The 24,783-nt window shown below is 68.7% G+C and carries 26 protein-coding genes, 1 tRNA gene and 2 pseudogenes; 20 read left to right on the top strand and 9 right to left on the bottom strand.

Translation table 11 applies throughout. The features are described 5' to 3' along the window. Window positions 1-91 precede the first annotated feature (91 nt). Both MYMAC_RS02200 and MYMAC_RS02195 read left to right on the top strand, forming a co-directional pair. Window positions 92-2,719 carry a GAF domain-containing protein gene (locus tag MYMAC_RS02200; protein WP_095956855.1) on the top strand — a complete coding sequence of 876 codons (2,628 nt, stop codon included), beginning with the start codon at window positions 92-94 and terminating at the stop codon, window positions 2,717-2,719. Between the two features lie 52 nt (window positions 2,720-2,771). Continuing rightward, window positions 2,772-3,629 (top strand): hypothetical protein, encoded by an 858-nt coding sequence (locus tag MYMAC_RS02195; RefSeq protein ID WP_013936428.1) that lies wholly within the window; start codon window positions 2,772-2,774, stop codon window positions 3,627-3,629. 15 nt (window positions 3,630-3,644) lie between these two features. On the opposite strand, the gene MYMAC_RS02190 is transcribed toward MYMAC_RS02195, so the two are convergent. After that, window positions 3,645-5,798 (bottom strand): serine/threonine protein kinase, encoded by a 2,154-nt coding sequence (locus MYMAC_RS02190; RefSeq protein ID WP_239989286.1) that lies wholly within the window; start codon window positions 5,796-5,798, stop codon window positions 3,645-3,647. A gap of 70 nt (window positions 5,799-5,868) precedes the next feature. Then, the gene (gene hemL / locus MYMAC_RS02185) at window positions 5,869-7,164 is read right to left on the bottom strand and encodes a glutamate-1-semialdehyde 2,1-aminomutase (protein ID WP_095956853.1); all 1,296 of its coding nucleotides are present in this window, start codon (window positions 7,162-7,164) and stop codon (window positions 5,869-5,871) included. Window positions 7,165-7,527: 363 nt separating this feature from the next. On the opposite strand from hemL, the gene rraA reads away from it, so the two are divergent. Beyond that, a complete protein-coding gene (gene rraA, locus MYMAC_RS02180) occupies window positions 7,528-8,025 on the top strand; it encodes a ribonuclease E activity regulator RraA (RefSeq protein ID WP_095956852.1) in 498 nt (165 codons plus the stop codon). Between the two features lie 30 nt (window positions 8,026-8,055). On the opposite strand, the gene MYMAC_RS02175 is transcribed toward rraA, so the two are convergent. From MYMAC_RS02175 to MYMAC_RS02160, 4 genes are all read right to left on the bottom strand, one after another. Beyond that, on the bottom strand, window positions 8,056-9,018 hold the full coding sequence (locus MYMAC_RS02175; protein WP_013936432.1) for a hypothetical protein: 963 nt from the start codon (window positions 9,016-9,018) through the stop codon (window positions 8,056-8,058). Window positions 9,019-9,434: 416 nt separating this feature from the next. After that, window positions 9,435-9,905 carry an NUDIX hydrolase gene (locus tag MYMAC_RS02170; protein ID WP_095956851.1) on the bottom strand — a complete coding sequence of 157 codons (471 nt, stop codon included), beginning with the start codon at window positions 9,903-9,905 and terminating at the stop codon, window positions 9,435-9,437. Then, window positions 9,902-11,437, bottom strand: a complete 1,536-nt coding sequence (locus tag MYMAC_RS02165; RefSeq protein ID WP_095956850.1) for a DUF2380 domain-containing protein — start codon at window positions 11,435-11,437, stop codon at window positions 9,902-9,904. Before MYMAC_RS02165 ends, MYMAC_RS02170 begins: the two co-directional genes overlap by 4 nt. Next, complete coding sequence (locus MYMAC_RS02160) at window positions 11,427-12,776, bottom strand: hypothetical protein (RefSeq protein ID WP_204817338.1); 1,350 nt, start codon at window positions 12,774-12,776, stop codon at window positions 11,427-11,429. Before MYMAC_RS02160 ends, MYMAC_RS02165 begins: the two co-directional genes overlap by 11 nt. 196 nt (window positions 12,777-12,972) lie before the next feature. Between MYMAC_RS02160 and MYMAC_RS02155 the strand changes: the two are divergent. From MYMAC_RS02155 to MYMAC_RS02135, 5 genes and pseudogenes are all read left to right on the top strand, one after another. Further along, a pseudogene (locus MYMAC_RS02155) lies at window positions 12,973-13,146 on the top strand (tyrosine-type recombinase/integrase); the annotation flags it as partial. Window positions 13,147-13,340: 194 nt separating this feature from the next. Further along, entirely contained in the window at window positions 13,341-13,535 is a 195-nt protein-coding gene (locus tag MYMAC_RS02150; RefSeq protein WP_239989283.1) for a helix-turn-helix domain-containing protein, read from the top strand. A 133-nt stretch (window positions 13,536-13,668) separates the two neighbouring features. Further along, window positions 13,669-14,322 (top strand): hypothetical protein, encoded by a 654-nt coding sequence (locus MYMAC_RS02145; RefSeq protein ID WP_157757434.1) that lies wholly within the window; start codon window positions 13,669-13,671, stop codon window positions 14,320-14,322. 220 nt (window positions 14,323-14,542) lie between these two features. Beyond that, complete coding sequence (locus tag MYMAC_RS36610; RefSeq protein WP_157757433.1) at window positions 14,543-15,049, top strand: hypothetical protein; 507 nt, start codon at window positions 14,543-14,545, stop codon at window positions 15,047-15,049. A 27-nt stretch (window positions 15,050-15,076) separates the two neighbouring features. Further along, window positions 15,077-15,277 (top strand): hypothetical protein, encoded by a 201-nt coding sequence (locus MYMAC_RS02135; RefSeq protein ID WP_095956846.1) that lies wholly within the window; start codon window positions 15,077-15,079, stop codon window positions 15,275-15,277. A gap of 68 nt (window positions 15,278-15,345) precedes the next feature. Here the strand turns inward: MYMAC_RS02135 and MYMAC_RS36605 are convergent, their stop codons facing one another. Beyond that, complete coding sequence (locus MYMAC_RS36605; RefSeq protein WP_157757432.1) at window positions 15,346-15,615, bottom strand: hypothetical protein; 270 nt, start codon at window positions 15,613-15,615, stop codon at window positions 15,346-15,348. 988 nt (window positions 15,616-16,603) lie between these two features. Between MYMAC_RS36605 and MYMAC_RS38595 the strand changes: the two genes are divergently transcribed. The 10 genes and pseudogenes from MYMAC_RS38595 to MYMAC_RS38585 all read left to right on the top strand — a co-directional run. Then, window positions 16,604-16,912 (top strand): helix-turn-helix domain-containing protein, encoded by a 309-nt coding sequence (locus tag MYMAC_RS38595; RefSeq protein ID WP_420810028.1) that lies wholly within the window; start codon window positions 16,604-16,606, stop codon window positions 16,910-16,912. Between the two features lie 58 nt (window positions 16,913-16,970). Then, the gene (locus MYMAC_RS02125) at window positions 16,971-17,279 is read left to right on the top strand and encodes a helix-turn-helix domain-containing protein (RefSeq protein ID WP_239989281.1); all 309 of its coding nucleotides are present in this window, start codon (window positions 16,971-16,973) and stop codon (window positions 17,277-17,279) included. 94 nt (window positions 17,280-17,373) lie between these two features. Further along, entirely contained in the window at window positions 17,374-17,652 is a 279-nt protein-coding gene (locus MYMAC_RS02120) for a hypothetical protein (protein WP_095956844.1), read from the top strand. A gap of 326 nt (window positions 17,653-17,978) precedes the next feature. Continuing rightward, window positions 17,979-18,641 (top strand): hypothetical protein, encoded by a 663-nt coding sequence (locus MYMAC_RS36595; protein ID WP_157757430.1) that lies wholly within the window; start codon window positions 17,979-17,981, stop codon window positions 18,639-18,641. Window positions 18,642-18,760: 119 nt separating this feature from the next. After that, window positions 18,761-18,967, top strand: a complete 207-nt coding sequence (locus tag MYMAC_RS38590; protein ID WP_095956843.1) for a helix-turn-helix transcriptional regulator — start codon at window positions 18,761-18,763, stop codon at window positions 18,965-18,967. Window positions 18,968-19,485: 518 nt separating this feature from the next. After that, a complete protein-coding gene (locus MYMAC_RS36590) occupies window positions 19,486-20,046 on the top strand; it encodes a toprim domain-containing protein (protein WP_157757429.1) in 561 nt (186 codons plus the stop codon). Next, window positions 20,043-21,116 carry an AAA family ATPase gene (locus MYMAC_RS02110; RefSeq protein ID WP_157757428.1) on the top strand — a complete coding sequence of 358 codons (1,074 nt, stop codon included), beginning with the start codon at window positions 20,043-20,045 and terminating at the stop codon, window positions 21,114-21,116. Before MYMAC_RS36590 ends, MYMAC_RS02110 begins: the two co-directional genes overlap by 4 nt. Next, window positions 21,113-21,322, top strand: coding sequence for a helix-turn-helix domain-containing protein (locus tag MYMAC_RS02105; protein WP_095956841.1), 210 nt, complete (start codon window positions 21,113-21,115; stop codon window positions 21,320-21,322). Before MYMAC_RS02110 ends, MYMAC_RS02105 begins: the two co-directional genes overlap by 4 nt. 12 nt (window positions 21,323-21,334) lie before the next feature. Beyond that, on the top strand, window positions 21,335-21,604 hold the full coding sequence (locus tag MYMAC_RS02100) for a helix-turn-helix domain-containing protein (protein ID WP_239989279.1): 270 nt from the start codon (window positions 21,335-21,337) through the stop codon (window positions 21,602-21,604). A 2-nt stretch (window positions 21,605-21,606) separates the two neighbouring features. Further along, a pseudogene (locus MYMAC_RS38585) lies at window positions 21,607-22,701 on the top strand (tyrosine-type recombinase/integrase); the annotation flags it as partial. Window positions 22,702-22,901: 200 nt separating this feature from the next. On the opposite strand, the gene MYMAC_RS02090 reads toward MYMAC_RS38585, so the two are convergent. Together MYMAC_RS02090 and MYMAC_RS36585 are read right to left on the bottom strand one after the other, a co-directional pair. Further along, a tRNA-Arg gene (locus MYMAC_RS02090) sits at window positions 22,902-22,974 on the bottom strand. Between the two features lie 293 nt (window positions 22,975-23,267). Further along, window positions 23,268-23,420 (bottom strand): hypothetical protein, encoded by a 153-nt coding sequence (locus MYMAC_RS36585; protein WP_157757427.1) that lies wholly within the window; start codon window positions 23,418-23,420, stop codon window positions 23,268-23,270. On the opposite strand from MYMAC_RS36585, the gene MYMAC_RS02085 reads away from it, so the two are divergent. Then, window positions 23,419-24,393: an AraC family transcriptional regulator gene (locus MYMAC_RS02085; RefSeq protein ID WP_239989277.1), complete on the top strand. Its 975-nt coding sequence runs from the start codon at window positions 23,419-23,421 to the stop codon at window positions 24,391-24,393. The two genes, MYMAC_RS36585 and MYMAC_RS02085, sit on opposite strands and share 2 nt — an antisense overlap. Further along, window positions 24,390-24,779: a VOC family protein gene (locus MYMAC_RS02080; RefSeq protein ID WP_095956840.1), complete on the top strand. Its 390-nt coding sequence runs from the start codon at window positions 24,390-24,392 to the stop codon at window positions 24,777-24,779. Before MYMAC_RS02085 ends, MYMAC_RS02080 begins: the two co-directional genes overlap by 4 nt. The last annotated feature ends 4 nt before the right edge of the window (window positions 24,780-24,783 follow it).

Below are 24,783 nucleotides of genomic sequence, written 5' to 3'. Positions count from 1 at the left end.
CGCAGCGACGGCGCCACGTTGTGGGATGGTGGGCGAAGTGGCGGTGGGGTGATTTCGCGGGGCCTGTCAGCGGTGGAAGAGTCAGGCCGCCGTGAAAACCGCCGCCGAAGCCGGGGCTGCCTACGGCCCCTTCGATGCCATGTCCGTGGGTGTGTGCGTCATCCGTGACGGGCGCTTCGTCTATGTGAACGAGGCGCTGGTGACGATGTCGGGCCACCCGCGCGAGGCCGTGCTGGGCGAATACGCCACGCTCCTGGTCCCCCCCGCGAGCGCGGAGGAGCTGGACGCCAGGCACGCCCGGCGCAAGCGCGGCGAACCCGTCCCCACCACCTACGAGACGCTGCTGCGCTCCCCCGAGGGAGAGCGGCGCGTGGAGCTGACCGTCATCCCCAGCGGCTTGGAGTGGGTGGTGCTGGTGCGCGACGTGTCGGCGCGAGCCCGGCGGCGCAGCGTGCTTCAGCGGCTGGCGGAGCTGGGCGCGAGCCTGCCCTCGCTTCGCACCGAGGGCGAGGTGCTGCGGCGGATGTTCTCCGGCGTGGAGGAGCTGGAGCTGGCCTGCGCCTGGCTCTCTCCGGAACGGCTCGGCGTCCGGCTGGGCCAGACGTTCGTGCCGCCCGGCATGGTGCCTCCGGAGGCAGCGGCCTTGAGCGGCCGGTGGGTGCGGGACATCGTGGGACAGTGGCCGCCCCTGCTGAAGCGCGCCTGGCGCGATGGCGCGGCCTACACGGACGAACTGCCCCAGGAAGCGGAGCGCTTCCTCCGGGGCGCCCGGGGGGCGCTGGTGCGGCAGGGCCTCCAGCGCGCCGGGCAGACGCGCGCCATCGCGGTGCGCGTCGACGTGGAGGGCCAGCCCCGGGCGGTGCTCGCGTTGGTGGCGGACTGGCTGCGCGAGGAGGAGCTGCCGCCGGTGCGGCTGTTCGGCGCGCAGGTCTCCGCGGCGCTGGACGCGGCGCTCACCATCTCCCGCTTGTCCGCGCAGAACACGGCGCTGGCGGCGCTGAACCGGCTGGCCTCGGTGACGGCCTCCGCGCCGCACGCGCAGGCCCTGTTCGCGCCGGGCACCGACGAAATCGCCGGGCTGCTGGGCTGCGACGCGGTGGCGGTGCTCCTGCCCGCGGACGACGGCGAGGTGGAGCTCGCGTACGCGCGGGGCCTGGACCTCCAGACCTCGGAGGACTTCACGCGGCGCTGGCGGGGCGAAAGCCTGTGCGTCCAGGCGCAGCGGGAAGGCGTCCCGCTGGAGCGCGAGGTGGAGTCCTGCCCGGAGGACCTGGGCGAGGAGCTGCGCCGGCAGGGCTTCCGCACCGTGGTGGTCGTCCCCCTGCGGGTGCGCTCGCGCGGCGTGGGCACGCTGGCCGCCCTCTTCCGCGAGCGCCGGCCGCTCACGCCGCTGGAGCGGGAGACGCTGCAGGCCATGGGCAGCCACTTCGCGGCGGCCATTGAATCCCACCGGCTGCTGCACGAGCTTCGCGGCCGCGCGGAGGACCTGGCGCTGCTGCACGAGGTGGCCAAGGCGATGGCGGCCACGCTGGAGCTGGACACGCTGCTGCACATCGGCGCCACCAGCCTGGCGCGCATCGTGGACACGTCGGAGGCCTACGTGTTCCTGCCGGATGGCCCGGGCGAGCGGCTCCAGCCCCGCGCGATGACGGGCGCCTCCCCGGAGCTGCGCGGGCATGCCCTGCCGCTCATCCCCGCGGATGCATCGCTCGCGTCCGTGGCGTTCCACACGCGCGAGGTGGTGATGGTGGAGGACGTCCGCTCCGACCTGCGCGTCAACGAGGAGGTCCGGCTGCTGCCCGGCGCGCGGGCGTTCCTGGTGCTCCCCCTGGTGGTCCACGAGCGCCCCATGGGCGTGATGATGGCGGTGGAGACACGGCGCCCCCGGCGCTTCACGCCCGCGGAGGTGGAGCGGGCCAGCGCCATCGCCAACCAGCTGGCCCTGGCGCGCGAGGGCGCCCGGCTGGTGGAGGACCTGCAAGCCAGCTACGTGGAGCTGGCCCGCACCCAGGCGCAGCTCGTGCGCCGCGAGCGGCTGGCCGCGCTGGGCGAGCTGTCCGCCGTGGTGGCCCACGAGGTGCGCAACCCGCTGGGCGCCATCTTCAACTCGGTGGCGTCCCTCCGCCGCATCGTCGGGCCGGACAGCGCGGCGGTGCCGCTGCTGGACATCGTCGGGGAGGAGTCGGACCGGCTCAACCGCATCGTCGCGGACCTGCTCACCTTCGCGCGGCCACCCGCGCCGCCCCCTTATGCCGTGCCGCTGTCGCCGCTGGTGGAGGACGCGGTGCGGGGCGCGCTGGCGGAGGCCCCGGGCCAGGTGCGCGTGGAGATGGACCTGGCGGAGGATGTCCCCTCCGTGACAGTGGACGAGCGGATGATGCGCCAGGCCTTCCTCAACCTCGCCATCAACGCCGTACAGGCCATGCCCCAGGGCGGCATGCTGCGCGCGAGCGTCCGGCGGGCGACAGGGACACCGGAAGTCGAAGTGCAGTTCGCCGACAGCGGGCCGGGCATCTCTCCCGACGTGCGCGCGCGCATCTTCGAGCCCTTCTTCACCACCAAGGCCAAGGGCACGGGGCTGGGGCTGGCGGTGGTGAAGCGCATCATCGAGTCCCACCAGGGCCGCGTGGCCTTGGAGTCCCAGCCGGGCCAGGGCACCACGTTCCGGCTCTATCTCCCGTTGGACACACCCGGCATGGCGGCGCACGAAGGTTGGTAACGCACTTGAAGCTCGCGCGTCCGGGGCCCAAATCCCCTCGCGAGGAGCAGGAATGCACCGCCATGCCGCCGTCTTCGGAATCCTTGTCAGTCTGAGCACCTTCACCGTCCAGGCCCAGGCGCCCACGCCTCCGGACGAGCCTCGGGTGCAACTGAAGTTCGTGGGGGAGATGGGCTTCCTGGACGTGCTGGCCCACAGCCTGCGCCAGGGCAGTGACGGCACCCTGTTCCGTTACACGGACGACGGTGGACAGACCAACCTCTACAACTTCATGCGGCTGTCGGCCGAGCTGACGTTGAAGGGCCGGCACTCGGTGGTGTTCCTCTACCAACCGCTGGCCATCGACACGCAGGTGGTGCTCAAGCGGGACGTGCGCATCGACGCGCTGGACTTCCCGGCGGGCACGCCGCTGGACGTGGGCTACAGCTTCCCGTTCTACCGGGCCAGCTACCTGTATGACCTGCTGTCCGGACCAGACCGGGAGCTGTCCGTCGGTGTGTCGCTGCAGCTCCGCAACGCGAACTACGTCTTCACCTCCGCGGACGGCACGCTGCGGCGGACCGCGCGGGACGTGGGGCCGGTGCCGCTGCTGAAGGTGCGCGGGCGCTGGGGCCTGGGCGGCGGCTGGTGGCTGGGCTTCGAGGCGGACGGCAGCTACGCGCCCACGGCCATCATCAACGGCGACAGTGACTCCAACACCACGGGCGCGCTGCTGGACGCGTCCCTGCGCGGGGGCGTGCGCATCACGGAGAACGTGGATGCGTTCCTCAACCTGCGCTACCTGGGCGGCGGCGCGCGCGGCACGTCGGACGATGACGAGGAGCAGTTCGGCGACGGCTTCACCAGCAACTGGATTGACACCGCCACCATCAGCCTGGGCTTCAGCTACCGGCTGCCGTGGGGGAGCTGACGCTCCGAGCAGGACTCAGGACAGGGCCCACGCCAGCGCGAGCCCCAGGGCACACGCGCCCGTGAAGAGCCCCGCCGCGAGCCAGGCGCGCCTTCCGAGGCGCCAGATGCCGGAGGGCTTGTCCGCCTCGGGGATGGGGAGCGCCTCGTCCCCGGTGATGGCGCGGACCAACTCCAGGCGACGGGCCTCCACGGCCGCCGCGTCCACCGACTGGGAGATGTCCACGCCGAAGCCCACCTGCGTCTCGCGGGTGGCCCGGCGCTGCGCGTGGAGCGCCCTGGAGGGGTTCACCTCGGTCACGGTGACGTCCTCGGATGCCGTGGCACGGGCGGTCTCGTTGCGAGCGGCCTCCGCCCGTTCAAGGGCGACCATCAGCTTCGCGGCGTCAACGGCCTCGGTGGCCGCGGCGTCTCCGGCCGTGCTGGCGCCGTTCGCGGATTCCCCCGCGGGAGAGGGGATGCCCGGGCGCTGCGCCTCCGCGGGTGCGGGCCGTGGCTCGCCGCCCCCGTGGGACTGCGAGGCGACCTGATTGCCCGCGGCCAATCGGGCGCGCTCGGGCTGAACGACGGTGGTCTCCTCGTCCGCGTCGCCGGGTGCGCTCGCGGCCGTGCCTCGCGCGGGATGAACGAGCGTGGACTCACCATCACCGGGAGCGGCAGCGGGCATTCCATCCGCGCCAGACCTGCGCCCCGGTTGAACGACGGTGGCTTCATCGTCGGCGTCGTGGCGCGCGCTCGCGGGGCCACCGGGGTCGGCGCTGGGCGGTCCGCGGGGTGTCCGCGAGGCGCCGCCTTCCACCACGGTGGACTCGTCCTCCGTGCCATACAACGCTGTGCCGACTCGCCCGCTGACGGCCTGGAGCGTATCGGGCGGCCGCTCAGCGGCCCCGCGCACCGTCGTTTCGTGCCCTTCCTCGTCTGCACCCTGCCCTGAAGTGGACGGCCTTGCGCCGCCTCCATGCACCGTGGCTTCGAGTCCTTCCTCGTCCGCACCCTGCCCGAGAGGGGACGGCCTCTCACGGACACCACGGACTGTTGCTTCGGCCGCATCTGCACCGCGCGCGGCGGGAGCGCCGCGCACCGTGGCTTCGCCCTCGTCCGCGTCGCCACCGCGCGCGTCGGGAGCGCCCTGCGCCTTCGCGCCATCCGCGTCCCCCTGCTCGGCGGGGACGAAGTCCTCGGGCGCGTCGATGCCGCCGTGCTCGAAGGCGAGCGCGGTGGGGGGCGCCAACACGGTGGCCAGCGCTGGCTCGGTGAGCGCACGGGAGCGCGGCTCGCGCAGCAACTCCCGGAGCACGAGCTCCTCCGCCTTCTTCTCCCGAGGGAACGCGGCCGCGATGACCTTCGCGAGCTCCGCATCCCCCACGTTGGGCGCCAGCTTCGCCTTCATCCGCGCCAGCTCCGCGCCCATGGCGGCCGCGTCCGGGAAGCGGTTGTCGGGCTCGGAGGCCAGCGCGCGCATCAGGAACGCGTCCACGCTGGCGGGCACGCCCTGGCGGAAGTGCCCCGCCGGCTCCCACTGCGGGTACGCCGCGCGCCGCCACCGCTCCACCGGATCGCCCCGCTGCGCCAGCGGCCGCCACGCGAACAACTCCCACAGCAGCGCGCCCACCGCGTACACGTCCGCGCGCCGGTCCACGAAGCGCTTCCGCGCCTGCTCCGGCGCCATGTACGTCAGGTTCCCAATCACCACCCGGGGCGCCGTCTGCTGCTCCTTCAGCGTGGACTGCGCCGCGCCGAAGTCGATGATCTTCACCTCGCCCGCGTAGCTGATGCACACGTTCGCGGGAGACAAATCCCGGTGGACCAGGTGCAGCGGGTGGCCGTTCTCGTCCGTCGCGTCGTGCGCGTAGGCCAGGCCCTCGCAGAGCCGCTGCCCCAGGTGGAGCAGGATGCCCAGCGGCAGCGTCCGCCCGAGCTGCCGCAGCCGGTACGTCAGCCGGCTGAGCGTCTTGCCCTGCACGTACTCCATGGACAGGTAGAGCTGCCCGTCCACCTCGCCCATGGCGTACACGCGCGCGATGTTCGGGTGGTGCAGCCGCACCACCACGCGGGCCTCGTCCCGGAAGCGTCCGGCGAACTGCGGGCTCGCCATGAGCTGCGGCAGGACCTTCTTCACCACACAGGCGCGGCGCGGCGACTCCTCGCGCGCGAGGAACACCTCTCCCATGCCCCCGGCGCCAATGCGGCGCGCGAGGGTATAGGGACCGAAGCGAACGGGCCCCTCGAGGGGCGCGGGCTCAACCGGTCTTGCCAAGCGAACGGAAGGCCTTTCTCGCCGCCGCGAGCACGTGCGCGACTTCCGGCTCGCCAATGGCCAGCGACACGAACGCCGCCTCGAACTGGCTGGGCGGCAGGTAGACACCTTCGTTCAACATGGCGTGGAAGAACTCGCCGAAGCGCGCCGTGTCCGCCTGCTTCGCGCTGGTGTAGTCGTAGACGGGCTCACCGGTGAAGAACACCGTGAGCATGCTGCCCACGCGGTTGATGGTGACGGGCACCTCCGCGGCCTTCGCCTCGGCGAGCAGCCCGACCTCCAGCATGCGGCTCACCTCCTCCAGCCGCGCGTAGGTGCCGGGCGCCGCCAGCGCCTTGAGGCACGCCAGGCCCGCCGCCACCGCCACCGGGTTCCCGGACAGCGTGCCGGACTGGTACACCGGCCCCGCGGGCGCCACCTTCTCCATGATGTCGCGGCGGCCACCGTACGCGCCCAGCGGCATGCCCCCGCCCACCACCTTGGCCATGGTGGTGAGGTCCGGCTTGAGGCCGTACAGCTCCTGCGCGCCGCCACGGGCCAGGCGGAAGCCCGTCATCACCTCGTCCAGCACCAGCAGCACGCCGTGCTTCTGGCAGAGCGCCTGCAGCCCTTCGAGATAGCCCGGCCTGGGCACCAGCACGCCCATGTTGCCCACCACCGGCTCGATGATGGCGCAGGCGATGTCCTGGCCCTTCTCCGCGAAGATGCGCTCCACCGCCGCCAGGTCGTTGAACGGCGCGGTGAGCGTGAGCTTCGCCAGCGCCGACGGCACGCCCGGCGAGTCCGGCAGGCCCAGCGTCTCCACGCCGCTGCCCGCCTTCACCAGGAACGGGTCCCCCGCGCCGTGGAAGCAGCCCTCGAACTTGAGGATGTGCTCGCGGCCGGTGAAGCCCCGCGCGACGCGGATGGCCGCCACCGTGGCCTCGGTGCCGCTGGAGACCAGCCGCACCATCTCCACCGCGGGCATGGTGGCGCAGATGAGCTCCGCGAACTCGACCTCGCCCGCGTGCGGCGCGCCAAAGGACGAGCCCCGGCGCGCGGCTTCGATGATGGCGTCCACGATGGGCGGATACGCGTGGCCCAGGATGAGCGGCCCCCAGCTCCCCACGAGGTCGACGTAGCGGTTGCCGTCCACATCCGTGAGCCAGGCACCGGCGCCTTCACGGAAGAAGACAGGGTCGCCGCCAACGCCCCGGAAGGCGCGCACCGGAGAATTCACTCCGCCGGGAATGCGAGCCTGCGCGCGAGCGAAGAGAGCCTGACTGTGAGCGTGGTTCATGGCGCGTTCCATAACATGCGGCACGACGCAAGCTGTGTCCCCGCACGCCCGCCCCCATGCCCCTCGCTTCTTCGTGCCGCCGCCGACACATTATGGACAGTCCCCGGAAGGACGGAAGAAACCGTCATTTTTGTAAATCAGACCCAACTTGAGGGCCTCGGCGACGCCCGCTCCCCCGCCCAACGGCCGGGCCGCCCAGACGGTTGCGAATCCACGCGTCCAGCGGCGCGGAGCCCTCGTGCCGCGCCGCGCGACGTCCACCCACGCGACGCAGCGGGGTGCGTTCACGTTGCAACGGACCGGGGACGGCCCGAGCGCCCTGGGCGTTGCGTCTTCCCCGCTGCCTGAGAAGGCTCTGGGCCCATGAGCACGCTCACCGACTTCAAGACGGCAGACCTCTGCGACGCCCACGCGGGCTCGCCGCAGATCCAGATTGCCGAGCCCGGCTTCCACGACTACGGCGGCGTCCGGACCTTCGCCGGTCCCATCAGCACGGTGCGCGCGCCCGAGGACAACTCGCTGGTGCGCAAGGCCCTGGAGGAGCCTGGCCAGGGCCGGGTGCTGGTGGTGGACGGCGGAGGCAGCCGCCGCTGCGCGCTCGTGGGCGACCAGCTCGCGCTGCTCGGCCAGCAGAACGGCTGGGCGGGCGTGGTGGTGAACGGCTGCATCCGTGACGCGGAGGACGTGGGCCGCATGCGCCTTGGCGTCAAGGCGCTGGGCACGCACCCGCTCAAGAGCCTCAAGCGCAACGAAGGCCAGCGTGACGTGGAGGTCCGCTTCGCGGGCGTCGTCTTCCGGCCCGGTCACTACGTCTACGCGGACGTGGACGGCATCATCACCTCCGAGTCGCCGCTGGGCTGACCTCTCCCGGCGCGGGCGGAGGTGTTCGCGCTACCCGCGCCGCCACCACTTGCGCCGCGCGGCCCGCACGTCGGACCAGTCCACCAGGCAGTCCTGCACGTTCTCCTGGCCGCGCTGTGCGTCGGGCATGTCACCCGACTCCACGCGCGAAATCAGCTCGGGCAGTCGCGCGTAGAACGTGGGCGAGCGGTACTGGGGATGCAGCGTCCACAATCCCGGCGCGGCGCCCAGGAAGTCCAGCCGCCACAGGCCCTGGCCCTTGAGCCTCCGGGTGATGAGGTTCTCCGGCTCGCGATACGGCGGGTTGCCCGCGCGCAATGCCCGCAGCACGTGAATGGGCGGCGCCAGCTTCGCCCGGAGCGCGCCCACCCGGCGAACCAGCGCGTCACGGTCCACGAAGAAGGCGCGGCTGCTGAAGCGCCGGAAGCGGAAGGCGTGCGTGCCCAGGGCATCCGGCTCGTACCAGCGCGGGTCTCCCGCAATCGTGCCGTCCGCGCGCGGTGGGCCTGACAGCGGGCTGCAGCTCACCAGCTCTTCGCGTGACGCGAGCTGCGCGGCCGCCTCCGCCATCCAGGAGCGGGAGGCGCCGCCGATGAGCATGTCCGCGTCCAGGTGCAGCACCTGCGGATGCTTCGCCGCGGCGAGTCCGAAGAAATAGGAGTGGAAGGGACCGCCGCGCGAGTCCTTCATCGGCAGCCGGGTGCCCCCGAAGAACTGCTCGGCGAGCGCCTTCGTGGTCGCGGGTGAGTAATCCACCTCCGCCACGCGGATGCGCGGGTCCGTGGACGTCAGCGCCGCGAGCAGCGCGTCCATCTTCGGCTTGCGCTCCTCCCAGGCGCCCGCGAAGCGGCTCCCCTTGCTGCGATGCAGGTCCAGCACCAGCAGCACCTCCTGCACGGAGGGCCCGAGCTGGCGGAGCTGATGCGGGAGGATGAGGCGCGCGTGCGGATGGTCCGTGGGCGCGAGGTTGATTTGCAGGGTGACCGGGTTCACGGCGTGTCCAGCACGAGGGAGGTCGCCTCATCCATGACGGCGAGGCCCCCACTTGCCATACCCACGGGGCACCCGACAAAGGAGAAGTGGTCCTGGCAGGAGTCGAACCTGCGGCCGGTCGGTGCGCATACCCAGCAGAGTCGCGCCCTTACCTCGCATCCGCTCGGAGAACCTCGGATTCGACTCCCGTTCAGGACCCCGACGTCCCGCCAGGTTCCAACGCGTTCCGCGGGGTCATGCGACATACGTGCAACATGGCGGGGGGCTGATGGAGACTGTCTTCAACCCGTATAGAACGGGGCCGAGCTGGGGATGGCTCGGCCCCTCGTATTCCCGAGGCTGGGGCAAGCGAGTGTGGCCATAACGCTCGCGAGCCTGACGAGTACTCAGCGCCCGTGCGAGTCCACCGCCGTTGGTCACACTTCTTCGTCGGGGAGGAGCGTCCGAAGAAGCTCATCGTCAGGACCGAGCGGGCGCCAGCCGGCCGGAGGCGGATTGGCGAGGAGCGCGCCGCTAGCACTCCTTACACGCTCCACGAGGGGTTCCGGGGTGTATGCCGACCATTGGCCAAGTGCTATCGCGACCTCCAAGCGGGCATCATCATCCAGCACAGATGGCCAGCCGTTGGCGATGACCTCCGACAGTTCGCGAACAAGCTGTCCGCGAGCCAATCGAGTGAGCTTCTTGCTGCGCTCAGCCTCAGCGACCAACCCTTTGAACACCTGGACGCCAGCAACGTCGTCCGGGCCAAGCTCCTCTGCAAGAGCGACCAGGGATGCCGTGGGACGATCTTCAGCAAAGGCGGTGACCGAGTCGTACCCCCGCTCACGGACGCGCTCATACATGCGGGCGATCCAATTCCCCTCCCACGAACGTCCATCGGTCATCGGCTTCTCCCGGGAGTGAAGTTCATTGGAATATCGTAGGCCTTCATATTCTTACCGACGATCTTGAGGATCGCATTTCGCGTCAGCGGCCTCCCGGCGCTGACTTCAGCATCTTGGAGCGCGCGCATGATCCTTCTGCTCCACTCGTCAGGCCACATGCGCCCCATCTTCCAGTTTCCCCCTCCGTGAATCGCCTCGTGGTGGGCCTGCTCCAGCCGGACACAGAACTGGTCGATGTCCATGTCACCCTTGAAGCCACGCGCCTCGAACCACTCGCGGTGCTCCTTCGGTAGGACGTGGTGCTTCGGAGCCTCGGCCATGCCCGCACCGGCCTTGCCCGTCACGCGCATGCCTCGCACCTCGGGGCTGTCCCCCAGTGCCTCACGCACGCCCTCGGGCAAATCTTGGTGCGCCTGGGCCATCATCACCTGCCCACTGTGGATGCGGACCGCGGCGCTGACGGCGGGGAGGGAAATGACGCCCGCCTGCACCAGCCCGCGCATCATCTCCACCCACTCCGCCGAGACGACGAGCCGCGAGCCCGCCATGACGCCTCCCGACCTCATGACGATGCCCACGCCGAGCGTCGCGGGGGCGGCTGGCGGTGGCCGGGGGAGTGACACCTTCAGCGTGGAAACCAGGGCGAGCAACTCCATCACCTGCGCCGCCACCATGACTTTGCCACCCACCTCCATGGCCGAGCGCGCCTCCCGACGAATCGTGTCGAACTCGTGGGTCAGCTCCCCCATCAGCACGGGCATCGCGGTCGTCGCTGCCTCGATGCGCTCCGAGTCCCCCGATGAGAGGTCCGCCAGCGTCGGAGTCAGCTTGCCTTGAACGCGGTGCAGGTCCGCGAACAGCTTCTCGGAGCCGCACATGGGACAGTCGCGGAGCAAGGCATCAGCGAGTTGCAGGAAGTCCACCCACGTGGCCAGCAGCAGGGCTCCGAACATCGCGGCCTGGAGCCGAGGCCCCACCATGCGCAGGACGCCCAGCGCCATGTCCGAGTCCTCCACCTCCGAGGCCACTCCCGCCAGCGCGGTGGCATTCGCCAGCGTTCCTCGGAGCCACGTCAGTTGGTTGGTGCCATGGTCGAGATAGCGCGCGAAGACACCGTCGAGCCTCCGGCCCCCAGGAGCAGGCGAGCGCGAGGTGAGCCGGGAGCGCGTCGCTTCGCTCCGCTCCAGGGTGCGCTTCACTTCATCAATGGCGTCGAGGACGGCTTGACGCGCCGGGGCGGCCTGCGGGCCCATGCCTCCGACAGCTCCAGATGCGGTGCCAGGTGCGGCCTTCGTTGCGTCGCCTCGTGGCCCGACATGACGGAACAGGCGCTGCCCAGCCCCAGAGCTCGCGAGGCAGTACGGAGAAGCGCCGAAGGAATGAGGAAGCTCGTCACTCAGCACGTCCGCCCACTCGGAGGCTGTCGCCCCGTGAGGCGTGTAGCTCAGCGTGCCGCTTCGCACGGGAGGCTGCGGCACCGACGCGCATCCCGTGGCAAGCACCACGGCCACGAGCAGGGCATCAGCGCGCATTGTCCACCCCCAGCCCCACCGAGGCGAAGGCCCCAGGCCGCAGCGTCCCTTCCGCCGTGGGGAAGTGCAGCGTGCCACCTGTCCCCATCGCGTAGAGCTTCCCGCCCAGAAACCTCCAGCGGACCTCCGCCGCTCCCAGGTAGCGCGCCCCGGGCTTCCCAGCCCCAACGGCGAGGCCCTTCAGCGCCACTTCCAGCGCACGCTCGAGGAGCTGCACCGCAACACGGCCGTCCACGTCGAAGCGGCCCCAGGAGAACGCCTCCGCCCCCAGCGACAACTTCAAGTGCTTGTAGAGCCCGCCGTAGCTGACGGCATCCCACTCCACGAGGGCTTCCGCGAATGCGGAGTAGCCGTCCGGGAAGTGCGCCTCCGCGAGCGGCACGCCGTCAGGGCCCGCCGCCTGGAAGCGAGCCAGCTCGTAGTCCGCGCCGAAGAAGCCCTGCCGGAAGCCGCCATGCTGGCGCCTCGCCTCCAGCCGAAGGCGGAGGTTGAACCTCTCGGAGAGGGAGTCCACCCCGCCCCCCACGACTGCGCCCCAGGCACCGCCCTGTCCGGGACGACCGCCCCACCCGGCATTCACGTAAGCCTCCATGCCGGGCCGCGCCACCACCACCGCCATGGCGTCCAGGTGGGCCAGCGTTAGTGACGGCGCCGCCCCTCCAGTTCGCCCCCAGTCATGGACGGCGGACACCGCGAGCGTGTACCGGCCCCGCTGCTTCGGCTGGCCAAAGAGGAGGTGCTCCATGTCCAGGGCCACCTCCGCGCCCATCAGCCGCGCGCCCAACACGTCGGAGGCGAAGGCTTCCGTGTAGAGGGGGCCAGCCGCGCCAGTGAAGATGCCTCCCGCCGGGTGGTAGTCCGGATTCGTGCGGTTGGAGTATCGGCGGACGAGATGCCCGGAGAGGAGCCGGTGTTCCTCCAGCGGGCCGAACCAGATGCCCATGGGCGCGTTGTCCGAACCCAACAGGAGGCCGCGAACGAGCTGTCCCCAGTCCGAGAGAGAGTCCCAGTCCTCGCGACGCACAGGGGCCCCGTCACCGTTCCCTCCCCACAGACGGAAGCGCACGGGCGCCCCCAGGTTGACGCCGAACTCGGACCCTCCGTCGAGGATGAAGGTGGGCTCCACCTGCACGAAGCCCTCGTCCTCTCCCACGCCAGCGCGAGGCAGGAGCGCCAGCGACGTGACTTCCACGCGCGTCAGGGAGTGCCACTTGCGCGCGGGAGCTACAGACGGGGCTGTGGCTGCCTTTTCCTCCGGAGCAGGAGGCTCCGAGGCCCATCCCTTCATCGGTAATAGCAACAGCAGCAGCGCCGCCAGACAGCTTCGCTTCCTGTGCATACACGCCTCCCGTGCGTGCCCCGACATGAGGCCCGAGGAACACAGTCTCCCGGCCGGTCTGACGGCTGGCGCCGTGCCGGTGGTGAATCAGCGGTAGCAAGAGGGCTTGAGGGCCGCCGTCATACGGTCGGCTGCTTCGTCAACGCACGCCGGGAGCCTGCGCCGGGATCCATTGGAGCGTCGTCCGCGCGACGTGCTGAAGGTCATCCAAGAGCTGATGGAGCACGCCACCATCGGCATGACGGAGCGGTATGCCCACCTCCGTCCCGACACGCGTCGTCACGCGGTGCGAGTGCTGGACCTCCCGCTTGCGCCCGCGTGCGACATACGTGCAACACAGGCAGAGGCCGTGGCCAACCATGCGCAATGACTGAGTAGAAAAGTGGTCCTGGCAGGAGTCGAACCTGCGGCCTCTCGGTCCGCAACCGGGGTGGGGCGGGTTGGCAGGAGTTCGCAGGCTCTGTCACCGGCTCGCAACCTCCGGAAGGGATTGGCGCTTCCCAGGCAGCGCGAGCGGTGCCGGTTGGCACCGTTTCCACTGCTTCGACTGGCCGTGGTGCGCCGGTGGTGCGGAACATGGTGCGGCCGGTGCCCCTGCCGATGCTCACGGTGCGAGAGGTGGCGGAGGAGTTGGCCGTCTGCCGAGCCACCGTCTACGCGCTCCTCGAACGCGGGGAACTGGAGCGAGTGTGGGTCGGGAACTCCATCCGCATCCCGGCCGCGTCACTGGAGGCGTTCCTCGCCCGGGGACGGCGCTGATGCTTGGGCCGCTGGTTCCCGGTTCCCGGCCCTATAGCGGGAACCGGAACCTCGTAACCGCGAGTTGGCTACGCCGAAACCCGAACGACGCTGTTCTCGAACTGCGGTTGCGGCTCCGTGATTACATGGCCCCATGCGGATTACCCTTGAGCCAACCGGTTTCGATGCTCACTACACGCTGCGGCGCGAGGGTGAGTCACCACCTTCCGTTGCGTCCAGCGGGTCCGCGCGCACCTTGGGTTGGAAAGTCCGCTCCCCGCTCCAAGAGCACGTCCGCTTGGCTTCGGGGGAGTGGCTCAAGAACCTGGCTGGAACGGTCCTCATTGAGATCGGCCAGTTTCATGAAATAGGCGGCAACCGATGTAGCGGCCTCCTCCATGACTACCCCCCATTGAGCGAGGAGGGCGCGCGCTTCTTCCAAGTTGCCCTACTAGTATCGCCAGATGCCTTCGAGCGTCTCCTTAGTCACGTAGGCGAAGGGAAGTTACCCACAATCAGCCTTGCTGTGGAGCAGGGGGCCGCAATGGAGCGCAGCGTGCCCGATGGCATTGAGTGGGACAACATCCAGCACCCCTGGGTCGAGGTAGTCTGGTGGGAGTTTCAGTTCCAGTTCACGCTGGCGCAGAACTCGAAACGAGATGCAGGGAAAACGACTCCCACTTCGGCACAGGTCGATGCGATCAAGAAGCAACTCGACCTTCTGGTTCATCAATGGGGATGCCTGATGTGGCTAGGAGCAATCGGAGTCGCTCTGTGTGGCGTCCTGCTCTGGACGCTGGTCAGGTAAGCGAGACGTGAGTCCGCATGGGACACCGACGAACGGCGTCTGTCGCCGATTACCTCCCCTATAGCGGGAGCCGGAACCGGTTACGGCCATTCGGGAAGCTGGGCCGCGTTCAAGGGACGTGCGTGGCCCGGTAGAACTGCTCTGCTTCTCGTGGGCGGCGCCCTACGTCATCCCCTCGGGCTGTTGACGCCTTTGCTCGCAGAGCGGGAGGCTAGTGGACATGGAGACGACCGCAGAGACTCCAGTCAAGAAAGACTGGGCTGATCGCCATCCCTTCATCACCCTAGGACTCGGTCTAGGCTTCTTCGTGGGCCTCTTATGGAATTGGCCGCAAGCCCTGCTGGTTCGCCTCGCTGACCTCGTCATCGCTTTTAAGCTCAACGGGGCTCCTGGAACAGGCGTGCTCGCCGACATGCTGGGGATTTACCCTGGCGCCCTGAGGCTTGCTGGTATTGTCCTGGGCGGCCCCGCTCTGGTTGCCGGGTTGTGGTGTTTCGGCTGGGGTACTTGGATCTTGTGGCGTGGCCGATGGGTGTTGCTTGCCGCTGTCAGCGGCTACGCGCTCATTGAGCACACAACTATCGCCCTCGCCGTTGTGGGGGTGATGGCGGTTGTTGACGCGGTGCTGCGTCATCTCCAGTACCAGCGCGCCATTCTGCACGAGTTACAAGAAATTCGTGCACGCCTGCCGCCGCGCGGCCTTCCTGACGACGTCTGGCGGCGCTGATGCTCACCGCATGGCAGAATGCGCCCTATGCCCCTCTACGAGTGCAGCCTGTACGCTGGTGAGGTTTACTTCTCCCGGAGCATCATGGCGGATGGCCCGCAGCATGCGGCAAGCCTTTTCAGGCACGACGTGGCGGGCGCCAAACTGCCCCAGGGGGACATCGCGGTGCGCGACAAGAAAGGGAACCGCCACCGGTACACATGGACCTTGGAGCCGGTGGAGAAGTAGCCCCAGCGCGCTCGCCGTGTTGAGAGTCCACGATCCTTGTTGCCCGCAGGCATGGCGGCGCAGCCCATTCAGGACGTGGGGTCGGCCGCGAGTTTCTCGGTCACGAGGCGTTTCCAGTCACACGAAGGCACAGCCTTAGCGCAGTTGGGGCAGAGGAGACGCTTGTAATCCTGCTGCTGCTTGTCGGTCGGCGGGGGCAACCTGACCGTGACCTCCGGCCATGGCTCAATTCGCATCCCCGGCGAAAACGAAAGGGCTCGCTTCTCTGCGCCACAGAGGGCACAGGCGTCAAACTTCACAACGGCCGGGCTGCTTCCCCGGTGGTCGGCGTCAGTCATTGTGGTCTCCCGCTTGGCGTGTCAACTAAGCCGACTACACCGCCTGAGCCCAGTGCAGAGCAAGGGCTGCGGAATGCCGGACGACCGTGGGCGCCGGCACGTCCTCCTCCTCGTCCGCCTCGGTTACCGCCCACGCGACCTGATGGCGCGCCACTTCGTCGAAATCGCAGTCCCCTGTAGCCCCCTCACCGCTGGGGAGGCATCAACCTCTTGAACGTCGACGGCACTGGCTTGGTTGACGGGGGGCACGGGTGGACGAGGCGCTCAATGCGGGACCTGAGCGAGCGCCTCGGTCAGCCTCTCCTTCACCCGTGCTGTTGCCCCGGGTCTGAGGCGGTGGGAACGGGCAACTCGGGCTCGCTCGGGGGCTCCCCCTGGGCCACCTTGAATTTGCGAGTGACGTCGCTCGGATTTCGGCTCTTTCCCTTGCGCCCCCTGCGCGTGCGCCCCTCCGACCGGACTTGAGGCTCGCTTCTTCGGCTACTCCACATGGCCAGGGGTAGTCGAAGCGAATTCCAGGGGAACAGGACGATGTCCCCGGGAAATTCGCCGCCGGCCGCTGGGTCCTCTACCTCGTTGTGAGGGGTCCACAATTTGGCTGGGTCCTCTTCGTTGCGCACCACGCGCCGCAGTTGCCCGAGGCGCTCTGCAGCCAGGAGAAGCACGGACACAATACAGGAAGGGGCGTTCCGCTCCATCTCCGCATCCGGGAAGTCGCGCCGCGCATGGAGGTCCGCAAGCATCCGTGCGCCCTGAACCGCAGAGGCCAGGGTTCCTAGCTCTAGGTCCAGGCTCACCACTCCCCTTCGCGGGGTACTGCCAAGTCCGTTCTCTTCTTCCATAGCGGCCGTCCTTTCGTCGTTGAAAGACAGGCCACGGTAACTCATGAGTAGGGAAACTCACCAGTTACCCCGCACCTCTCGGCCATGAAGAACAGGAAACTCATGAGTTGTAGTAACTTATAAGTAGGGGCGGCCAATGTTCGCCTGTGCCCACATCCCGTAAGTCACCTCACTCCCACGGGCGTTCCGAAGTCTGGACACGGAAGGACTTGGCACCAGCCATCAACCGCACGCTGAAGCGCCTGGGAACGCGTCTCCGGAAACTTCGCGTGGAGCAGGGGCTCTCTCAGGAGGAGGCTGCCGACCTCATCGGCCTTCATTCCAAGTCGTTGCCTCGCATAGAGGGAGGCACCGCAAATCCCACTGTGGCCACCCTGGTTGCTGCGTCCGTAGCGTACAAAGTGCCTCTCAGCGCGCTCCTCGCGGAGACTGATGGAGAGGACACCAGCAAGTAAGCGCGTGGAAACTCGTGAGTTGTGTAACTCATGAGTAGGGCCGGTCAGTCTCTGCTTCGTGCCGGTAGCCCGTAAGTCACCACACTCCCATGGACGTTCCGAAGTCCGGACCCGGAAGGACTTGGCGCCTGCCATCAAGCGTGAACGCAGGCTACTTGGTGCGCGACTCCGCGAACTTCGCGAAGCGAGAGGCCTCTCTCAAGAGGATGCGGCAGAACTCATGGGGCTGCATCCCAAGTACATGCCGCGCCTGGAAGGCGGCACCGCCAACCCGACCGTGGCCACTCTGGTTGCCGCATCCATGGCCTACAAGGTGCCTCTCCGCGAACTGTTTCCCGGGCTCGATGCAGAGGGCTCCGGCAAGTAACGGGGGATAGCATCTTCCACGGGCCAGAACCCGCGATTGTGAGCCGAAACCGGCCCTTTGGTACAGAGCCCGAGGGACGCAAGGAACCGTAATCATGACGGAAACCCTGGACTCGCCCTCCCCCCCCTCCCCCCGGCAGCGTCGGCGGCGACTGGTGAACCTCGGGAACGTGAGGACCGGGCTCGCCGACTGCCTCCGCGCGCTGGAAGACGGAACCATGGAGGCCAGCAAGGCACGGGCGCTCATTTACGGGTACTCGGTACTCGCCGGCGTCATCCAGGGCACCGAGTTGGAGGAGCGCCTCGCCAAGCTCGAAGCCGCAGCCAGGAACGAGGGCTCTCCCCGCCCGGGAGGACTGGCGTGCGCGCGGTAAAGCTGCGTTCCCGAATCGAAGCCCTGGAGCGTCGCACAAGCCGGGATGCGCCCTCCTTGGCCGTGGTGGAACTGTATGAGGACGACGACATGACCTCGGCGGAGCGTTGGCTCAGTGAGTTCGAGGCCAGTTCCCCCCAGGGCGTAGCGGTGGTTATCCGGCTGTTGCTGCCTCGCCCAGCGGGAAAGCCTCCGGTCTGGGCATCGGCTGATGGCGGCCAGTTGCGATAGAAGAGCGCCGCGTGGGCACGCTCGGCCAGCCGGCCACGGTTCCCAGACGTGGCAGTCCGCGCCCCTTCCATCTTCTGGGGAGTACCCGGGGCGTACATGGGCAAGAAGAAACGAGAGCGCCCGCCATACGCGAGCGCAGAAGAGGCGCTGGCCGAATGCAAGCGCCGCCTCGGAGATGCACGATGCGCGGCGGTACTGCGAGGACTCCGGCGGAAGGTCCATCGCCCGACGCGCCTACGCGAGACTGTGGCTCTCTGGGAGAGCTTGAAAGCGCTCGGGCCCGAACTGCGCGCCCTCAAGAACACCGTCAAGGCGTCGCGGGCTATCCAGAACGAAGGAACCGGGCCGTATCCAGCGTCCCTGCGCGAGCAACTCGAAGATTCGTGGGAGGAACTGGAGAATGCGCCTGAGGGGCCTGCCGCAGTGCGCGCCTTGCTTGAACGGCTGGAGCCTTGGCTCCGTGAGGGAGACGAACTTCTGAAGGAGGCCAACCGAATCAGGCCGAGAGGTGAAGTCGCGGGAATCAATGCGAAGGAGACAACGGCAATTGCCCGCTACCTCGTCACAGTGTCTTCAAAAGAAGGATGGTCCATCACGAAGACCATCGCGGCACTCTTGGAGGTAGCGCACGGCAGCCAGTTGCCGCATGCCCCCGATGCCCGAGACTCCGCATGGGAGCAGCGCCTTGAAAAATGGAAGAAGGCACTGGAGCGAGCGAAGGCAAGCGCATCCTCGGGTCGAACAACTCGGGGGCGTTGACCAACTGACCAGCGAATTGAGGGGGGACAACCCCTCCACGAATCCGCCGGCCGTCCCCACGTAATCAACAGGCCGGACGACTCACGATTGCCCTGCTCTTCACAGCACGGAGGCAATCGGTGTCGGACGCAGAAACACTTCCCGGTCTTCTCAGGCTCCCGGCGATCCTCAAGCTCATCCCCGTCAGCCGCTCCACATGGTGGGCGGGGGTTCGCTCGGGTCGTTTCCCTCAACCGGTCAAACTCGGGCCTCGCATCACCGCATGGCGCGCGGGCGATATCGCGATGCTCATCGGCGAGTCGCGCGCGCGGGGAGGTCGCTCGTGAGCCTCGTCCTCCCAAGCTGGTTTTCCGAGGTGCGAGAGCGGGGCGTTGAAGCAGTCGCGCGTGGGCTTGGCCTGGAAGTGGGCAGGCGTGGACCACGCGGGGCATTCATCAGGCCGTGTCCCGCCTGCAGGGCGGCGAACCGTCACACTTCACGCCGTGACAAACGCGGTGCTGTCGGCCTCACGCCGGATGGGCGCGGCTGGCGCTGCCACGAGTGCGACGCTCACGGCGACGCTGTGACGCTCGCCGCATGGGTGATCGCTCAGAACCCCAGGCCGAGGGACTGGACGCCGGTGCGCGCAGCGTTGGCGGATGGCCTGGCGGTTTCTCTCGCGTCGCCCTTGCGTATGCAGCCCGTGGCACCATCACGCGCCCTGCGCCCCCCGAAAGCCGAGCTTGAGTCCCTCTGGCGCGCGAGCTTTCCGCTGGATGCGGTCCCCTCCGGCCTTGACCCATCTTGGACCGGAGCGGTCCGCGTCTACCTTTCGATGCGCGGCTTCGACATGGGATGGCTCACCATGCCGGAGACCCGCGAGCTTGCGCGCATCCTTCCGCCGCCCGAGCGCTACCCATACCCGACGTGGTGGCCTTACCCGCCAGAGGTGTACCGGCTCGCGCTCCTCGCCTTCGAGCCAGATGGAAACGTGGCCTCAATCCAGGCACGCGCCATCCGGGCGGACCTTCCGGCGAAGGACAAGACGCGCAACCCGCGAGGGTTCTCCTACGCGGGAACGCTCTTTGCCGATGGCCGGGGCCGGGAGTTCCTCCGGGCAGTGCGGGGCGCGGAGACTCTGGCTGCGCTCGAAGCCGTGGTGGTGACCGAGGGGCTCACGGACACGATCAAACTCGCGCAAGTCGCCTGCCGTTACGGGCGGCGCTGGGCAGTGCTCGGCATGGTGGCTGGGAGCGTGAACGCCTTCCGTTCCCTCTCGGATTGGCCCACACGAGTTCCCTGCTGGGTCGCAACCGATGGAGACGAAGCAGGAGACCGCTACGCACTCCAGGTTCGCGAGGCGCTCCCTGTAGGAGTCACGGTCGAGCGGGTGGACTTCTCGTCCCGCCAGGAGGGCGAGCGATGAGCGGAGACGATGCCTCCGGCCGCCCGGATGCGGAAGTGCTCGCAGCCATGACTCATCGCCGCAAGTCGGTTCCGGTTCCGCCTATAGGGGCGGGAACTGGGAACCGGTTCCCGGAACCGCCGGGAACCGTTCCGCCCCTCTTCGAGCCTCTCGCGGCCTTCCTTGCTCGCACCAAGGACTTGCCGCCCCTCTCCTGGCTCATTGAGGAGGTGGTTCCAGACTCCGGCAACCTCCTCATCGTGGCCGCGCCAGGGGTGGGCAAGACGTACCTCGCGCTCGTCATCGCCAAGAAGGCGGCGGAAGTTGGGCGGCACTCCTTCTTAGTGTTCGAGGAGGGGCGGCCGCGCAGCATGTTCGACCGCTTCACGGCCCTTGGCTTCCTCCCGGAGGCCATCGTGCACATCGCCCACCGTAAGGGGGTGCGGCTTGAGGACGCTGCGATACGCGAGCAAATCGCCACGCACCTGTGCGCCCACGAGGCGCCTGTCCTGGTTCTCGACCCGTTCTCCTCGCTGTTTCTCGGGAATGAGAATGACACCGAAGCCGTGAACCAGGCGAAGGAGCACATCCAGTCTCTCGCCACCATCAACCCACGTGCGCTCATCGTGCTGGTGCACCACACCTCGAAGGCGGGCGAGCGCGGCGAGGGGCCACCCATCCACGCGGCAAGGGGAAGCACTGTGCTGTCGGGGTGGGCGGACATGCAGGTGAACCTCACGCGAGAGGACACGCCACGTCACTCGGGGCTTATCTCCTTCGTGGCACAGGTGGCGAAGGGGCGTGATGGGGAAACAGCGCAGCGCCACCAGTTCACGCTCTCCCTTGCCGATGGCGCTGTGACCATCGAGGACGTGAGCGAGACAGCCGCGCAGGACAAGGAGCAACAGGTACGGCGGGTGCTCGCCTCCGCGACTACCCCTCTCAACAAAGCGCAGTTGGCCAAGATGGTGGGTGGGAGACGGCAGGTTGCTTTCCGGGCCATCAACGCAATGGAAGAACGGGGCGAACTCAAGTGGGAAGGGCGCGGGTACATCCTCGCCCCGGGCACGGCTACGGAGCAGGAGCCATGAGCGGCCCCCCCGAACCGCTCTGGCGGGTGCAGGACGTTGCCCGCTTCCTCTCCATGTCCACCTCGTGGGTTTACAAGGAGGCCGAGGCGGGACGGCTTCCCTGCGTGCGCATCGGCGCGGCGCTCCGGTTCCGGCCCGAGGAAATCCGCACGTTCCTTGAGCGCCACCGTGTTCCCCGTGGGTCCGTTACCCCGTTGCGCCGCTAGGAGGTTAAGTGCATGTTCGTGTCCATGGGGACTTCACTTCGCCCGCGCTCCAAGCGCACCACTCCGGAAGTGCTCACGCTTGCCGATCTCCGGCGGCTCCGTGGCCTCACTCAGGTTGAGCTGGCCGCCGCAGCCGGAATGGACCAGTCCGAGCTTTCCAAGGCGGAGCGCCGGACGGGCCACCGGGTTTCCACGCTCCAGCGGTACGTCGAGGCGCTCGGGGGCAATCTGGAAGTGTTCGCCCGCTTCGGCTCGAAGCGGATTCGCCTCAAGGGGGTTTGACCATGGCCAGCATCTTCAAGCGCGATGGTTCATGGGTGGTGAAGTGGAAAAACGGGGCGGGCCGGTGGGTGCAGCGTCGAACCAACTGCGCCACGAAGCTCGCAGCCCAGGAACTCGCACGCGAGTTGGAGCGCAAGGCCGAGTTCCAGCGCCTCGGGCTGGAGCCCATCGAGGTCCCCGTCTCCCTCACCTTCGGGGAACTGCTCGACTGGTACGCGCAGAACTTCGCCGGGCAGCTTCGCTCCCAGGGGGACCGGCTCGCGGCCGAGAAGCACCTTCGGCCCCGCCTGGGCGCGTTGGCCCTCCCCGAGGTGACCACGGCTCGCATTGATGAGGCGCTCTCCGCAGCCGCCGACCTGTCGCCCAAGTCGGTCAACAACCTGCGCGGCTTCGCGCAGACCGTCTTCTCTAAAGCCATCCAGCGCGGGCTCTGGAAGGGCGCCAGCCCCGTGGATGCCGTCCCTCGGCGCAAGGTGCCCAAACGTGCCCCGTCCTACCTCAAGGCCGAGGAGGTGGGGCCGGTGCTCGCCCAGGTGCCCCCCGAGTGGCGGTGCCTGTTCGCCACTGCCGTCTATACCGGGATGCGGCGCGGCGAACTGGTGGCTCTCCAGAAGGTGGACGTGGACCTTGAGCAGGGGGAAATCCTCGTCACGAGGAGTTGGAAGGCGGGCACCACGAAGGGCGGGCGGGCCCGACTCGTCCCCATCCACCACGAGCTGCGGCCCTACCTCGCCCAGGCGATGCGGGAGAGCCCCTCGGCGCTGGTGTTCCCTCGTCCGGATGGCTCGATGCACTCCCTGAACGTGGACCTTGCCCCGCTGCTCCGGTCCGCGATGAGCCGCGCCCAGCTTGTCGATGGGTGGGCCCACAAGTGCCGCCGCTGTGGACGCGTCGAGCACGCGGCCTCATCCGAGGTGCGCCGCTGCTCCAAGGCGGGCTGCGGCTTCATGCTGTGGCCCTCGCCCAAGCCGCGCGCCATCCGCTTCCACGACCTGCGCCACACCACGGCAACCCTGCTGCTCAAGGCGCGGGTGCCGCTGGCGGTCGTGCAGCGCATCCTCGGGCACGCCTCGCCCACGATCACGGCAGGCGTCTATGGCCACCTCGATGTGGACGACATGCGCGCGGGCCTGGAGCAACTCAGCTTCCAGCCAACCGAGGAGCCTCTTGCCAAGGTGCTCCCGCTGGCCGTGGGCGACCCGCATGGTGCGCCGATGGTGCGGAACTCGGCGGAGGCGGCTCAACGCGCAGACGACTCCAGGGAGATTCCCGAGGCGCTGCGCGGGGTTGAGGGAAGTGGTCCTGGCAGGAGTCGAACCTGCGGCCTCTCGGTCCGCAACCGAGTGCTCTCTCCTCTGAGCTACAGGACCGGAAACCGCGACTGCGAGCGCGCCCCATTCACGGGGCGCGGCGTCAGAAGGAAGCGATGCCGTCGATCAGGTCGTCCGGCTCGGAGGGGATGGGGAGCGGGTTCATGGGCGTCACCTCGGGGTGGAGCGCTCCGACAGGGAATCGAACCCTGTTCACACGGTAGACGGCCGTGCTGCGATTCCAATCGCATCCCGGAGCAGTGGGGTTGACCCGGAAAAGGAAGAGGCCGGGTCTCCTCGGGGAGCCCGGCCTCTGGCCTGCCATTCCGCGTCTTTCGACGGGGCATGGTGGGTCAGCGTCCAGGCGGGCAATCCCAAGGGGAGGTCTCTCCACGCTCGGAATCACGGGCGGTGGTCAGGCCAGCGAGCGCGAGCGCATCGATGCCGATGACAGTATCGTTCAGGGTGTCGGGATTCATCGGGCTCGTCAGGTTCGCCGTCTTCATGGCCACCGCTCCTTTCACGGGAAATGGACGCGCGGCGACGCGGGGCCTGACAGACGTCGCACGCGTCAACGACAGGGGCACCATGGCGGAGGACGTACAGCAGCAGGGCTACACGCAGTGGGCGCCGCCCGTCGCCATGGCGGATGCGGTGGACGCCTTCTGGCAGTTCTGGGTGCCCCGCCGCCCTCACCCTGGCGAAGCCCTGCCCCGGCAGCACCGGGTGCTGCCCGATGGCTGCACCGACCTCATCTTCGACTTCCACCACGCGCCGGGTCCGGTGTGGCTCGCCAGCTCACGGCTGGCCGTCGTCGGGCCCATGAAGCGCTTCGTCCTCATCGACCTCGAGCCCGGCGCGGTGAGCCTGGGCGTCAGGCTCCGTCCAGGCTGGGCGCAGGCCCTGCTTGGCATCCACCCGCGCGAGCTCTGCGACCTCAACGTCACCGTCCAGGACTGCGCGCCCGCCCTCGCGCAGCTCCAGCGACGAATGGAGGACTGCGCCTCGCCCGCCCAGGCCATGGCCCTGCTCCAGGACACCATCACGCGGCGCTGGGCTTCGTTCCGCGGCACCGCGAAGCCCCGGGCCCTCCATGCCCTGGCGCACCTCCAGGCGTCAGCGGGTCGGGTGCGCATGGCCGCGCTCGCCCGCTCGCTGGGCGTGAGCGAGCGGACCCTGCACCGGGACATCCTGGACGAAGCCGGCGTCGCGCCGAAGCTGCTCGCCCGCGTCCTGCGCTTCCAGCGAGCAGTGTCCCTCCTGCGTGCCCGTGATGGCGCGGACCTGTGCGACGTCGCGCTCGAATGCGGCTACGCGGACCAGGCCCACCTGTCACGCGATGTACGGGAGCTGGCCGGCGTGTCCCCCCACCGCACTCGCAGGCTGAGCGCTGTCCGATTTCTTCAAGACAGGCCCGCGCCCTCCGTGGGACGACGTGCTCACGCAGGCCATCCACTGACCGACAGGAGTTCCCCATGAAGCTCGGCTACATCATCTTCTACGTGCCCGACGTGAGCGCCACCGTCGCCTTCTATGAGAAGGCCCTTGGCCTGGCGCGCCGCTTCGTTCACGAGAGCGGCACCTACGCGGAGATGGAGACCGGGGCCACCGCGCTCGCCTTCGTCGAGGAAGGCGCGGCGAAGGAGCACGGCTTCACCGTGCGCCACCTCCGCCCGAAGGACGACCCCGCCGCCGTGGAGGTCGCGCTCGTCACCTCCGACGTGGCCGGCGCGTACACGCGCGCCGTGGACGCGGGCGCCGAGGCCACGCAGCCGCCCAAGCAGAAGCCCTGGGGGCAGACGGTGGCCTACGTGAGGGACCTCAACGGCGTCCTCGTGGAGCTCTGCTCGCCGATGGAGGGATAGTGGC

The sequence above is a fragment of the Corallococcus macrosporus DSM 14697 genome (assembly GCF_002305895.1).
Taxonomy (GTDB): Bacteria; Myxococcota; Myxococcia; order Myxococcales; family Myxococcaceae; genus Myxococcus; species Myxococcus macrosporus.
Note: the sequence above shows the minus strand (reverse complement) of the source record. Positions and strands in the feature narration are given on the sequence as shown.

Bases quoted from the DNA above. Each gene is read 5' to 3' on its own strand.
- MYMAC_RS02195 (WP_013936428.1), top strand. From the start codon at position 2,772: ATGCACCGCCATGCCGCCGTCTTCGGAATCCTTGTCAGTCTGAGCACC.
- MYMAC_RS02190 (WP_239989286.1), bottom strand. From the start codon at position 5,798: ATGGGAGAGGTGTTCCTCGCGCGCGAGGAGTCGCCGCGCCGCGCCTGT.
- hemL (WP_095956853.1), bottom strand. From the start codon at position 7,164: ATGAACCACGCTCACAGTCAGGCTCTCTTCGCTCGCGCGCAGGCTCGC.
- rraA (WP_095956852.1), top strand. From the start codon at position 7,528: ATGAGCACGCTCACCGACTTCAAGACGGCAGACCTCTGCGACGCCCAC.
- MYMAC_RS02170 (WP_095956851.1), bottom strand. From the start codon at position 9,905: ATGACCGATGGACGTTCGTGGGAGGGGAATTGGATCGCCCGCATGTAT.
- MYMAC_RS02165 (WP_095956850.1), bottom strand. From the start codon at position 11,437: ATGCGCGCTGATGCCCTGCTCGTGGCCGTGGTGCTTGCCACGGGATGC.
- MYMAC_RS02160 (WP_204817338.1), bottom strand. From the start codon at position 12,776: ATGCACAGGAAGCGAAGCTGTCTGGCGGCGCTGCTGCTGTTGCTATTA.
- MYMAC_RS02145 (WP_157757434.1), top strand. From the start codon at position 13,669: ATGCGGATTACCCTTGAGCCAACCGGTTTCGATGCTCACTACACGCTG.
- MYMAC_RS36610 (WP_157757433.1), top strand. From the start codon at position 14,543: ATGGAGACGACCGCAGAGACTCCAGTCAAGAAAGACTGGGCTGATCGC.
- MYMAC_RS02135 (WP_095956846.1), top strand. From the start codon at position 15,077: ATGCCCCTCTACGAGTGCAGCCTGTACGCTGGTGAGGTTTACTTCTCC.
- MYMAC_RS36605 (WP_157757432.1), bottom strand. From the start codon at position 15,615: ATGACTGACGCCGACCACCGGGGAAGCAGCCCGGCCGTTGTGAAGTTT.
- MYMAC_RS02120 (WP_095956844.1), top strand. From the start codon at position 17,374: ATGACGGAAACCCTGGACTCGCCCTCCCCCCCCTCCCCCCGGCAGCGT.
- MYMAC_RS36595 (WP_157757430.1), top strand. From the start codon at position 17,979: ATGGGCAAGAAGAAACGAGAGCGCCCGCCATACGCGAGCGCAGAAGAG.
- MYMAC_RS36590 (WP_157757429.1), top strand. From the start codon at position 19,486: ATGCCGGAGACCCGCGAGCTTGCGCGCATCCTTCCGCCGCCCGAGCGC.
- MYMAC_RS02110 (WP_157757428.1), top strand. From the start codon at position 20,043: ATGAGCGGAGACGATGCCTCCGGCCGCCCGGATGCGGAAGTGCTCGCA.
- MYMAC_RS02105 (WP_095956841.1), top strand. From the start codon at position 21,113: ATGAGCGGCCCCCCCGAACCGCTCTGGCGGGTGCAGGACGTTGCCCGC.
- MYMAC_RS02100 (WP_239989279.1), top strand. From the start codon at position 21,335: ATGTTCGTGTCCATGGGGACTTCACTTCGCCCGCGCTCCAAGCGCACC.
- MYMAC_RS02085 (WP_239989277.1), top strand. From the start codon at position 23,419: ATGGCCACCGCTCCTTTCACGGGAAATGGACGCGCGGCGACGCGGGGC.
- MYMAC_RS36585 (WP_157757427.1), bottom strand. From the start codon at position 23,420: ATGAAGACGGCGAACCTGACGAGCCCGATGAATCCCGACACCCTGAAC.
- MYMAC_RS02080 (WP_095956840.1), top strand. From the start codon at position 24,390: ATGAAGCTCGGCTACATCATCTTCTACGTGCCCGACGTGAGCGCCACC.